General features: G+C 42.1%; 14 protein-coding genes. 7 read left to right on the top strand and 7 right to left on the bottom strand.

Annotated features, from left to right (window positions below; all coding sequences use genetic code 11):
• Positions 1–98: 98 nt before the first annotated feature.
• A complete protein-coding gene (locus R7P36_RS10665) occupies positions 99–755 on the bottom strand; it encodes an inovirus Gp2 family protein (protein WP_025631520.1) in 657 nt (218 codons plus the stop codon).
• A 378-nt stretch (positions 756–1,133) separates the two neighbouring features.
• Here R7P36_RS10665 and R7P36_RS10660 point away from each other — a divergent pair, with 378 nt between their 5' ends.
• From R7P36_RS10660 to rraA, 3 genes are all read left to right on the top strand, one after another.
• Complete coding sequence (locus tag R7P36_RS10660) at positions 1,134–1,940, top strand: hypothetical protein (protein WP_025631519.1); 807 nt, start codon at positions 1,134–1,136, stop codon at positions 1,938–1,940.
• 128 nt (positions 1,941–2,068) lie between these two features.
• Positions 2,069–2,986, top strand: coding sequence for a 1,4-dihydroxy-2-naphthoate polyprenyltransferase (locus tag R7P36_RS10655; RefSeq protein ID WP_318072902.1), 918 nt, complete (start codon positions 2,069–2,071; stop codon positions 2,984–2,986).
• Between the two features lie 76 nt (positions 2,987–3,062).
• Positions 3,063–3,575: a ribonuclease E activity regulator RraA gene (gene rraA / locus R7P36_RS10650; protein ID WP_318122131.1), complete on the top strand. Its 513-nt coding sequence runs from the start codon at positions 3,063–3,065 to the stop codon at positions 3,573–3,575.
• Between the two features lie 135 nt (positions 3,576–3,710).
• Here the strand turns inward: rraA and zapB are convergent, their stop codons facing one another.
• A complete protein-coding gene (gene zapB / locus R7P36_RS10645) occupies positions 3,711–3,953 on the bottom strand; it encodes a cell division protein ZapB (RefSeq protein ID WP_005379536.1) in 243 nt (80 codons plus the stop codon).
• Between the two features lie 348 nt (positions 3,954–4,301).
• Here zapB and glpX point away from each other — a divergent pair, with 348 nt between their 5' ends.
• The 3 genes from glpX (at position 4,302) to R7P36_RS10630 (ending at position 6,827) form a co-directional block, all read left to right on the top strand.
• Positions 4,302–5,309: a class II fructose-bisphosphatase gene (gene glpX / locus R7P36_RS10640; protein WP_005383180.1), complete on the top strand. Its 1,008-nt coding sequence runs from the start codon at positions 4,302–4,304 to the stop codon at positions 5,307–5,309.
• Positions 5,310–5,695: 386 nt separating this feature from the next.
• Positions 5,696–6,316: a helix-turn-helix transcriptional regulator gene (locus R7P36_RS10635; RefSeq protein WP_109168731.1), complete on the top strand. Its 621-nt coding sequence runs from the start codon at positions 5,696–5,698 to the stop codon at positions 6,314–6,316.
• Between the two features lie 160 nt (positions 6,317–6,476).
• On the top strand, positions 6,477–6,827 hold the full coding sequence (locus R7P36_RS10630; RefSeq protein WP_085342723.1) for a DUF3135 domain-containing protein: 351 nt from the start codon (positions 6,477–6,479) through the stop codon (positions 6,825–6,827).
• Here R7P36_RS10630 and R7P36_RS10625 read toward each other — a convergent pair.
• The 3 genes from R7P36_RS10625 to R7P36_RS10615 all read right to left on the bottom strand — a co-directional run bounded on the left by R7P36_RS10625 (position 6,821) and on the right by R7P36_RS10615 (position 8,588).
• Positions 6,821–7,087 (bottom strand): GIY-YIG nuclease family protein, encoded by a 267-nt coding sequence (locus R7P36_RS10625; protein WP_318122149.1) that lies wholly within the window; start codon positions 7,085–7,087, stop codon positions 6,821–6,823. The genes R7P36_RS10630 and R7P36_RS10625 overlap by 7 nt on opposite strands.
• 568 nt (positions 7,088–7,655) lie before the next feature.
• Positions 7,656–8,078 carry a DUF805 domain-containing protein gene (locus tag R7P36_RS10620; RefSeq protein ID WP_318122130.1) on the bottom strand — a complete coding sequence of 141 codons (423 nt, stop codon included), beginning with the start codon at positions 8,076–8,078 and terminating at the stop codon, positions 7,656–7,658.
• Positions 8,079–8,240: 162 nt separating this feature from the next.
• Positions 8,241–8,588 carry a 5-carboxymethyl-2-hydroxymuconate Delta-isomerase gene (locus R7P36_RS10615; protein WP_017820736.1) on the bottom strand — a complete coding sequence of 116 codons (348 nt, stop codon included), beginning with the start codon at positions 8,586–8,588 and terminating at the stop codon, positions 8,241–8,243.
• 269 nt (positions 8,589–8,857) lie between these two features.
• On the opposite strand from R7P36_RS10615, the gene tpiA reads away from it, so the two are divergent.
• Positions 8,858–9,628 carry a triose-phosphate isomerase gene (gene tpiA / locus R7P36_RS10610; RefSeq protein WP_005384863.1) on the top strand — a complete coding sequence of 257 codons (771 nt, stop codon included), beginning with the start codon at positions 8,858–8,860 and terminating at the stop codon, positions 9,626–9,628.
• A 100-nt stretch (positions 9,629–9,728) separates the two neighbouring features.
• Here tpiA and galU read toward each other — a convergent pair whose 3' ends face one another.
• Positions 9,729–10,607, bottom strand: coding sequence for a UTP--glucose-1-phosphate uridylyltransferase GalU (gene galU, locus R7P36_RS10605; RefSeq protein WP_005397961.1), 879 nt, complete (start codon positions 10,605–10,607; stop codon positions 9,729–9,731).
• 68 nt (positions 10,608–10,675) lie between these two features.
• Positions 10,676–11,842 carry a nucleotide sugar dehydrogenase gene (locus R7P36_RS10600; protein ID WP_318122129.1) on the bottom strand — a complete coding sequence of 389 codons (1,167 nt, stop codon included), beginning with the start codon at positions 11,840–11,842 and terminating at the stop codon, positions 10,676–10,678.
• Positions 11,843–11,880 lie beyond the last annotated feature (38 nt).

The raw sequence follows: 11,880 nt of genomic DNA, 5'->3' as shown, positions 1-11,880 counted from the left end.
ACTAAGAGGCCATATGCTATTCCAGTTATCTCTACACTTATAATCAATCTAAAGAGCAATCACGTTTCGAAATACTAAACAGGTGTGTATATTGGCTATCACCCTTGACTCGTTCCAAAGCAACGTTTTCCTTCACCGTAATGCTTCGTTCTATTTTTGGCAAAGTAACTGAGTCTCGTAAAGAGGGCCTGGTATTTATTCTCGAAGTCATATTTATTTTGGTCTAAGTAATGTGTACCTTTATAAACAAGTTGAACTAACCTATCTGCATTATCAACATACTCTCCTAGTGCACTACTCCATGCATCCATAATGAGTCTTACTAAACTCTCTTCATTATCTCTATAACCGCTACTAAAATATCTATCTTTATTAAAAAACAGGACAAGGTGATAGTGGTCATTGTCAGATTTATTCCTTTCCCTACACCAAACATATCGTAGGTGACATGGATATACCCTTTTCTCACTCGCTATCATTCTTTTTTCTTGCGCTTTTATTTTTGCCTTCAAGGATTCAAAGAATCGTTTAATGATATTTTTTTGATTAAATGTGTTGTTCAAAATCTCATCTCTGCGAAGTATATCTTTTTCACTATCAGAAACAGGAAGTCTCAGATCCAGTCTTAACGCATGAACTCTCTTATAGTCTTTTAATGCTTTCGACATGGTTAATATGATCCGATCTAGATAGTGTGTATTGAGTTCACTGACCGGATAAAGAACCTCTAAACCTTTGTAAGTATAAATCATCATTCATTCTCTTTGGTATTAATCCAAAGATATGAATTACTGTGTTATTTAATACATGGTATTTAAGGAGAGCATACTAATTCTACTAGGTAGTGGTGTGTAGGATATGAGTACTTCGTTAAGTATGTGTTATGTATGTATATTAACCATACCAACATATCAGGTAAGAGTTCACTCTAAGCCTTCTGTATAACTCATGTAAAAGAGTAACTCTGAAGTTAGCGACAACTATGAAGAATTAGTTAATGTCAGCGTTTAACTTACATTCCTGGGTAAAACTACATTGTAGTTTTATAGGTACAGTTCCAAATAGATTGAAACTACATTGTAGTAAATATAAGATACTAGTTGCTATACATTAACATTTCAGAGGGTTTAATTATGGGAAATTACAATGTCAAAATTGAAGATGAAACTATGGGAAGATTCTATGCTAATCAGCTATCAAAACATGATATTAGTGCAGTATGGGAAGAATCATTAAGTATTAAAGAAAATGAAAGAATAATAAATTCTGCTCTTAAATCATATTCATTTGAAGATTGCAAAAGGATTGTCGGGAAAATAGAAGAAAAGTATAATTCAATTTTATACATAAATAATGAAATGCATAAAAATGAAAGATTTTGTAATTTTTCATGGTTTTACATTCAAAAAAAACTATCAGGAAAACTATCATTAAATCCAAATGGAAACAGTTTTAAAGAAAGAGTAAAACGGGTAAGAATATATATAGCAAAGGTAAACAAAAGCAAGTTCAATTATATTGAACTAGAGATGAAAATCGTAAGAAAATGGAATTTATCACTTGATAAAACTGAGATCATTTCATGGTTAAAAGATGATGATGAAGAAAAAATAAAGTGGACATGGAGCTACATACTTAAACATGAGCCTTTGGTTATTAAATACATTTGGAATAATAAAAATTCAACGAAAGACCTGAAAGATTTCATTATCGCTTTTTTTGATACAATTGAAGAGAACAAAAGAGACATTACAATTAAAAGGATAAAAAAGGCATGGGATCAAAAGAAGTTTAGAGACAAAGTTCAATCTAAAAAGCAATATTGTATAAACTTATCTGAAAGCAGCAATGAAAAACTTAAAGCTATATCAATTTCAAAAAACATGAAAAGAAATAAAGTTATAGAATCACTCATAAATAATGAATTCTTAAGGCTATAGGAACCTCGCTGTATTGCTTTTAATACTCATATTAGTTTACTTAATCGTCTTCTATTTGATTTAAGTTAATAGTGTACATAAAAATTTATGTCTATACTGGGCACATTGGTTACTAGCACGAAATTTCCATGAAACAATCTCTACAGATCTGGCTTGAAGCCGCTCGTCCAAAAACATTACCTCTGGCATTAGTCTCTATCTTAACGGGTAGCGTACTCGCCTACTCGGCGGGTCATTTTTCACTGACAATTGCCATCATGGCTTTCGTAACCGCGACGTTGCTGCAAATTCTGTCCAACCTGGCAAACGACTATGGCGATGCCGTTCAAGGTACAGATAACGACAAACGCCTTGGCCCATTACGAGCGATGCAGTCTGGCGCGGTAAGTGCGAAACAGATGAAACAGGCGATTATCTTTAACATCGTTCTGACCGCCATTTCTGGCTTAGTGTTAGTTTTCTATTCACTAAGCTCACTGGAAAGCATTGTGACGTTTATCGGGCTGGGAATTTTAGCCATCCTCGCGGCGATTGCTTACACCATGGGTAGCAAACCATACGGTTACGTGGGGCTTGGCGATATATCAGTGTTCTTGTTTTTTGGTTTACTCGGCGTATCCGGTACCTACTTCTTGCATACCGGTCACGTAGACACCACGCTATTCTTACCTGCTTTAGGCTGCGGTTTACTCGCCGTTGCAGTACTCAATATCAACAATATGCGTGATATAGAGAACGACCGAGAGTGTGGTAAACGCACGGTCGCAGTGCGCTTAGGTCAACGTAAAGCCAAGCAGTACCATTTTATTTTACTTGGCGGAGCTATCCTTGCCTTTGCGGCTTACTTGTTAATTCAAGACAAACCCGTTTGGATTAGCTTGCCATTTTTACTTAGTATTTATTTCGTGGCCAATCATGGTAAAGCGGTTTGGCATACACAAAAGCCCGCTCAGATAGCACCCATGATGCCAGTCATCGTGAAATGTTCTTTAGTCACCAACGTTTTGTTTGCAACAATTGTGGTAGCTCAAACTCTAGTAAGTTAAAAAAGGATTGTCATTGCATTGACTTAATGCCTAGATATACTCAAAGACAACCAATTTCTGTTTAGAAAGGTACGCTATGGAATACAATACCTCAGCACTCTGTGATATCTACCTCGATCAGGTAGATGTGGTTGAACCAATGTTCAGTAATTTTGGCGGTCGCGCTTCATTTGCCGGGCAAATCACCACCATCAAGTGTTTTGAAGATAATTCGTTGATCCGCGAGACATTAGAGCAAGATGGACTTGGTCGCGTTTTGTTAATTGACGGTGGCGGTTCCCTACGTAAAGCCCTTATCGATGCAGAAATCGCAACTATTGCGGAAGAAAACGAGTGGGAAGGCATTGTCGTTTACGGCTGTGTTCGTGAAGTAGATGAACTTGAAGATATGAACTTAGGCATTCAAGCCCTCGCTTCTATTCCTGTTGGAGCGACCAGCCAGGGTATCGGCGAATTAGATGTACCAGTCAACTTTGGCGGCGTCAGCTTCTTACCTGAAGATTATATTTATGCTGATAGCACTGGGATCATCCTGTCGCCTGAGCCATTGAATATTGATTTAGAGTTGGATGAAGAAGAAGAAGAATAACGAGTCTTAGGTACCTAAGTTATAGGACCTTCTCTTGGCTATCAGAATCGAGCTTGTCCCAACGATTTTCAACTTGCCCAAAACACAAACACCCGCTTAACGCGGGTGTTTTTAATTTGGAATGAAGAAGCCGAATTATTCCACTTCGTCCATTTTGCCAAGTAGTGCACGAATGCGCTCTTGCCATTGCGCGTGCTCTTGTTGTGCTTGCTGTGCTTTTTGCTCTAGCTCTTCACGTTGAGAGCGAAGCTCGTTCGCTTCTTCCGCAAGTTTTGCTTTATCTTCTTTCAGCTCTTCGACTTCCATCTGAAGAAGAGTGATTGTGTCAACTGCAGTTTGAATTTTAGATTCTAGTTGTTCTAGTACTTCAAAAGACATCTTGGCCTACCTATGTTATTCCGTTGGGACGATGTGCGAGATTGATGCACACCTAACCTATATAAGGTTCATTCTACTCAGCGTCGCGATGAGAAACACTCACTATATTCGATATTTCGCATCATTCGGTCAAAAAATCGGCGCAATCTCACTAAACGCTGACTTTTCTTATCGCCGAAGCATTTTTGAGCAAGGATTTTGCCTCCCGCCACGCTGAAAATCGCCCTAAGTATTGATCAAATTCAACTTAGATAAAGTAAAAGCTCCGCAAAAAGGCAAACGTTTACCCTACGTTGTGATAGAATCGCCGCACAAATTCTTCTTCCCTCTTGCTTACTTGGAGACATCATGAAACGCGATTTAGCTATGGCATTTTCCCGTGTGACTGAAGGTGCAGCTTTGGCTGGTTACAAATGGCTTGGCCGTGGCGATAAAAATGCAGCCGATGGCGCAGCTGTTGAAGTTATGCGCACCCTACTGAACAAAACAGATATCAGTGGTGAAATTGTCATTGGTGAGGGTGAAATCGATGATGCGCCAATGCTATACATTGGTGAGCAAGTGGGTATTGGTGGTGATGAAGTAGATATTGCAGTCGACCCGATTGAAGGGACGCGTATGACGGCAATGGGACAATCAAACGCACTAGCCGTACTTGCCGCAGGTGAGAAAGGCAGCTTTCTTAAAGCGCCAGATATGTACATGGAAAAACTGGTTGTTGGCCCTGGTGCAAAAGGCGTGATTGACTTAGAAAAGCCGTTAAAAGAGAACCTAGAGAACGTAGCAAAAGCCCTGAACAAGCCACTTGATACCCTAGTCGTTATTACCCTTGCGAAACCTCGCCACGATGACGTTATTGCAGAAATGCAAGCAATGGGCGTACGTGTTTTTGCGGTGCCTGATGGTGATGTGGCTGCTTCTATTCTGACTTGTATGCCAGACAGTGAAGTGGACATGATGTACTGTATTGGCGGTGCGCCAGAAGGGGTTGTATCAGCAGCAGTAATTCGAGCGCTAGATGGTGACATGCACGGTCGCCTGCTTCCTCGTCATGAGGTAAAAGGCGATACTGAAGAAAACCGCATTTACGGCGCAGATGAACTAAAACGCTGCGATGAAATGGGCGTAAAAGCGAATGTTGTCCTCAAAATGGAAGACATGGCTCGTAGCGACAATGTGGTATTTTCAGCAACAGGCATTACTAAAGGTGACTTGCTAGAAGGCATCTCTCGCCAAGGCAATATCGCAACCACAGAAACGCTGCTCGTGCGTGGTCGATGCCGTACTATTCGTCGTATTAAGTCGACTCACTACCTAGATCGTAAAGATCCAGAAGTGCGTGATATTATTCTTTAAGCATTTCTCGAGGCTCTAGCTCAATCTGAGTTTGAGCCTTTCTTTCCGCACAACGGGCAATAGATTCTGAATCACACTCGTTCCTCGTTGTTCAGAATGACGGTGACTTTAATAAGCTCTAAATCAAAAGAACTCGTCATTCTAGCGAGCTCCAGCGAGACTAAAAAATCCAGTAACAGCAAACTCCTATTCTCTCCCTCTCACCATAACCATTGCACAACCGAACGATAGATTCTGAAGCACACTCGTTTCTCGCTGTTCAGAGTGGCGATATATATTGGTTCGCATGAACATAGACCCAACAGATCCCCACTCAAATTAAGTCAACACTTTTCTTTACTAACCCTATCGCGCATAATATGTACTGACGTATAAATGGTGGGTATATGAAGACCGTAGATAGGATATTGCAAATCGTTAAGCGTGATGGTTCCGTCACTGCAAAACAACTCTCCTCTGAGCTAGGTATGACAACCATGGGGGCTCGTCAGCACCTGCAAAGTTTAGAAGATGATGGCATTCTTTCTATCCATGACGTAAAAGTAAAAGTTGGTCGCCCTGCTCGTCATTGGTCTCTTACTCAAAAAGGTCATGAGCAATTTGCTGACCGTCACGGTGAGTTGACCATTCAGTTTATAGAAGCTGTCGAACATATCTTTGGCAAAGATGGACTGGAAAAAGTCACATCGGAAAGAGAAAAACTCACGTTACAAAGTTATCGTCAGCACCTTGAGCAATGCAACTCTCTGCAAAGCAAACTAGAAACTCTTGTGACACTAAGAGAGCAAGAAGGCTATATGGCCGAGCTTGAGCAAGATGAGAACGGATTTATCTTGATCGAAAATCACTGTCCGATTTGTAAAGCCGCAACTCGCTGCCCAAGCTTGTGCCAATCGGAATTGAGCGTTTTTCAGTCTTTGCTTGGACGTGACACCAAAATAGAGCGCACCGAGCATATCATCAGCGGTCAAAGACGCTGCGTGTACCGCATCCAACAACTGCAGTAACTACCACAACCAAACATCGACATGCCGCACTTATTTAATCGCAAGCTTAAAAGCTTCTCTTATAAGTGAGACGGCTGAAGAATTCATCCTCTCTCCTCTTTCTAGTGGTATAGGCTTTTAGTAACTAAAGGCAATTTCCATAAGGATTTGGAGAACATTGATGTCTACTCTACGTCACTACTCTTCTCAAACACTTCCGCCATTCGATGAAATGGTTCGAATGGCAGAGCGAGATCCAGAAGCTTTTGAGCAATTTCGTCATGAAATGGCGAAAGAGATGATCGAAAGCGCATCAGAAAACATGCAAGAAAGACTGTGGGCTCAGCAAAGCCACATCGATAGGGTCATCAGCACGTGTAAAAACCCTCACCACACCAATGTGGTATTGATGAACGAATTACAAAAACAGGTCGTGAAGTTCAGAGCGGCGCTACAAGGGGAAACGGCACCGACTCAAAAAGCGGATGTGGTTAGTTTAGAGGCATTTAAAGGTAGGGATGATTTTTACTGATACTCAATAGATAGATCGAGAAAGTTAGGATTCGTTTCTCTTACCAAGGCTAACTTCCACTCACGCTTCCACTGCTTGAGCTGCTTTTCTCGGTTTATGGCAGTTGCCATATCTTCGAATAACTCAAAGTAAACGAGCTTATGAACGTTGTATTTCTTGGTAAATCCCTCAACTACTCCGTTTTTATGCTGCCATATTCTTTGAGGCAGCTGACTGGTAACACCAATGTAAAGAACGGCGTTGTTGTTTGACGTTAGGATATAAACTCAAGGTGTCCTATCGATGATTCATTCTCCTTCATGATTCGCTGTTACTTTTCCATTTTAATTCAATCGCTCAGTTCAAACTCGGAGCGCTCTGTGCGTAGATTCTGAATCACACTCGTCCCTCGCTGTTCAGAATGACGATGACTTTAACAGCCTCTAAAACAAAGGAGCTCGTCATTCTAACGAGCTCAAGCGAGACTAAGAATCAAGTAACAGCAAACTCCTATTCTTTCCCACTCACCTTAGCTACTGCTCAAGCGGACGATAGATTCTGAATCATGCTCGTCCCTCCACTGTTCAGAATGACGGGTACAATAGCAAGCTCTAGATCAAAAGAGCTCGTCATTCTAGCGAGCTCCAGCGAGACTAAGAATCTGGTAACAGCAAGCTCCTATTCTCTCCCGCTCACCTTAGCCACTGCTCAAGCGGACGATAGATTCTGAATCATGCTCGTCCCTCACTGTTCAGAATGACGGTTAAAATAGCAAGCTCTAGATCAAAAAAGCTCGTCATTCTAGCGAGACTAAGAATCTACTTTCAGCGCGCACGTTACTTAAAGCGATTACTCCGGCTCAGGGCCATATTGGTTTGGTCCTGATGTCCCCTTTAAGAAGCCACATTCAATTAGAATCCATAAACCACAAATCAGAGAAATGGAAGCAACGAACATTTGCGGTGTCGACGGCTCTTGTGCAACAGGGCTGGTCATTGGCGTGGCAATTCGTCCGATAATCAACGGAATATTCAGTGCTAGCCAATAGATCGATTTGTTGCGGTCGTGCCAACGCTTGGTGGTGATCGCCAAATCAGGGATCAACAGAACCACCAAGAAAATAGGAAGAAGCACATAGGAGAGAGTAGGAAGCAGTTGGCTGATACCGGCACCAAAGCCTAGAATGGACACATAGTAAATGACGTTCCAAATCCAGTAGGTTTTACGGTTTATACGTCCTTGAAAAGAAAACAGTAACTCTTTAGTCGACATCAAATTTTACCCCAAAGTAGAAAGGTTATAGATTAGCCGAGTCGATATAGTTTGGAAAGGACACCGATAGCTTGGGTGCCCACAACGACCTTACAATAAGCAGAGCCAGGCTGAGAATTCGTAACAATAACCCCTCGCTATTCTCGGGCAATTCAGCGCAACCTAGTTCACTACCTTTTGGAAGCTATCTATATCCATATCTCGGATATTGACCGTTAAACTGTGCACGTGACTAGCTTGCTCTTGAAGTGTCGCCATCAAGGCTCGTGACAGTTCTCGCTTTTGTTCTTGGGAGCGACCAGATAACAAATCAAAGTTGATATGGATAAAGTCGAGGCTATCACCCTCCTCTCCTATTAACCAATTGTGGCACCGGAGCGTTCTAGATTTCACTGACGCGAGTTCAAAAAGGCCACTTTCTAACGCCGTTTTATGTAAATCCTCCAGTAACCCCTGAACATTGACGCGTTCTTCCACCGAGTTTGAATACTCTAAAACGAGATTTGGCATTTTGATTCCTTTCTACAACGATTAATTCCAGCGCGTAGTAATACCAATCTCAGCAGCAATTTCCGAGGAATGAACTATCATTCTGTCTACGTGATCACCAATCGATTGCTTTTGACAAAAATAACAGGATTGATGCTTGGTCGAATCAGTAAAGAAAGCCGGACAAGACATGACGCCAATCATGATCTGTTCACATTATTCTGTTATATTCCTACGTAGATTTTTTACATTAATTGACTATTTACATTAAAGATAAGGGAGATATTCCTATGCGTCGTCCTGTAGTGATGGGTAACTGGAAACTAAACGGCAGCAAAGCAATGGTAACTGAGCTGCTAACTGGTCTTAACGCTGAGCTTGAAGGCGTTGAAGGTGTTGACGTAGCAGTCGCTCCACCAGCACTTTACATCGACCTAGCAGAGCGCGTAATCGCTGAAGGCGGTAACAAGATCATCCTAGGTGCTCAAAACACTGACCTAAACAACAGCGGTGCGTTCACTGGCGATATGTCTCCAGAAATGCTGAAAGATTTCGGTGCTACTCACATCATCATCGGTCACTCAGAGCGTCGTGAATACCACAACGAATCTGACGAGTTCATCGCGAAGAAATTCAACTTCCTAAAAGAAAACGGCCTAACTCCTGTTTTCTGTATCGGTGAATCTGAAGCGCAAAACGAAGCTGGCGAAACTGAAGCTGTATGTGCACGTCAAATCAACGCAGTTATCGACACTTACGGTGTTGAAGCTCTAAACGGCGCAATCATCGCTTACGAACCAATCTGGGCTATCGGTACTGGTAAAGCAGCAACCGCTGAAGATGCACAACGCATCCACGCTTCTATCCGCGCACTTATCGCTGCGAAAGACGAAGCAGTTGCAGCACAAGTAATCATCCAATACGGCGGCTCTGTTAAGCCAGAAAACGCTGAAGCTTACTTCTCACAACCAGACATCGACGGTGCTCTAGTTGGCGGCGCTTCTCTAGACGCTAAGAGCTTCGCAGCAATCGCTAAAGCAGCGGCAAAAGCAAAAGCTTAATCTCGTTTTTACTCAGAGTCGAAATAACAAAGGGATGCATCATGCATCCCTTTTTGTTTGCGTGTTATCCACTCGGAGTACACCGATAGGAAGTTCTGAATTATGCTGGCTCGGCAATTTTCACGGTTGGTTTTTTCGCGAGCTCCGCACTGGAATCCTTCTTATAAAGGTTCTCGTAGCAGTAATTTGTTGCTTCAATATAGCCTTCTACACTACCGCAATCAAAGCGCTGACCTTTAAATTTGTATGCCAAAACACAACCAGATTGAGCTTGTTGCATCAGCGCATCGGTGATTTGAATCTCGCCACCTTTGCCCGGCTCTGTATTTTCAATCAGCTCAAAGATATCGGGGGTCAGAATATAGCGACCAATAATCGCTAGATTGCTAGGTGCAGTACCTGGCTCTGGCTTTTCAACCATGTTATCAATGCGGAAGATATCATCTTTGATCATCTCGCCAGCAATCACACCGTATTTATGCGTTTCTGATTCCGGCACTTCTTGTACCGCAACGATTGAACAGCGGAACTGTTTGTACAGCTCAACCATTTGCGCTAGAACGCCTTTGTCCTCATTCACACATAGGTCATCCGCAAGCACTACAGCAAACGGTTCATCACCGACCAATTCACGTCCCGTAAGAATAGCGTGACCTAAGCCTTTCATTTCACGCTGACGGATGTAAGTGTAACTCGCAGAATCAATCAAAGAACGAATATCATCAAGCAGCGCTTCTTTACTTGTACCGCTAATTTGATGCTCTAGCTCGTAGTTTTTATCAAAGTGATCCATTAACGAGTGCTTACCACGACCAGTGACGATGCACATACCATCCATGCCGGCTTCAATCGCCTCTTCAACACCGTATTCAATCAATGGCTTGTTTACCACTGGCATCATTTCTTTCGGCATCGACTTAGTCGCAGGAAGGAAACGTGTACCGTAACCCGCCGCAGGGAATAAACACTTTTTAATCATAACCATTACCAACTAAAAAAAGGCTCCTCTGAGGGAGCCTGTTATATTATTTTGAATATAAAGACGAATTAATCGCTACCAAACAGGTCACGGGTGTAAACTTTATCAGCCACATCAGCAAGTTCCTCAACCATGCGGTTAGAAACAATGACATCTGACACTTGTTTGAACTCTTCAAGATCGCGGATAACGGCAGAGTGGAAAAACTCATCTTCCTGAAGTACTGGCTCATACACCACGACTTCGATGCCTTTTGCCTTAATACGCTTCATAATGCCTTGAATAGACGAAGCGCGGAAATTGTCTGAGCCAGCCTTCATAATTAAGCGGTAAATGCCCACAACTTTTGGTTCTCGCTTGAGAATAGACTCTGCGACAAAATCTTTACGAGTGCGGTTTGCATCAACAATAGCTCCAATAATGTTATTTGGAACATCCTGATAGTTTGCTAACAGTTGCTTTGTATCTTTCGGTAAGCAGTACCCGCCGTAACCAAATGAAGGGTTATTGTAGTGGTTGCCAATACGAGGATCTAAGCCTACACCTTCAATAATTTGGCGCGCATCAAGGTTATGTGCTTCAGCATAAGAATCTAATTCATTGAAGTAAGCTACGCGCATCGCTAGGTATGTGTTTGAGAACAACTTAACCGCTTCGGCTTCTGTAGAGTCAGTAAACAAAACCGAGATGTCTTCTTTTACCGCACCTTCAACTAAAAGATTAGCGAACTTCTCTGCACGTTCGCTACGCTCACCAACGATAATGCGAGACGGGTGTAGGTTATCGTAAAGAGCTTTACCTTCACGAAGAAACTCTGGAGAGAACATAACATTCTGACAACCGAGCTCCTCTTTAATACGCGCAGTATAACCCACAGGTACAGTCGACTTAATCACCATAACCGCATCTGGATTAATTGCCATCACATCTTTAATCACTGCTTCAACTGAAGAAGTATTAAAGTAGTTCGTTTGAGGGTCATAATCCGTTGGTGTGGCAATAACAACAAACTCTGCGCCTTTGTAAGCTCGCTCTTTATCTAGCGTCGCGACAAAGTTGAGCTCTTTGTTTGCTAGAAAATGTTCGATTTCCGCATCAACAATTGGAGACTTCTTGTCGTTCAACAAGTCCACTTTTTCTTGGATAATATCAACCGCCACTACCTCATGGTTTTGTGACAATAACATGGCATTGGACAAACCGACGTAGCCCGTGCCTGCTACAGCAATTTTCATTTTTATTTCCTATCATTTAACTGACGCTAGCATATCAA

The organism is Vibrio sp. 397 (genome assembly GCF_033339395.1).
Lineage (GTDB): Bacteria > Pseudomonadota > Gammaproteobacteria > Enterobacterales > Vibrionaceae > Vibrio > Vibrio alginolyticus.
The sequence above is the reverse complement of the archived record's forward strand: the minus strand, read 5'-3'. Positions and strand labels throughout refer to the sequence as shown.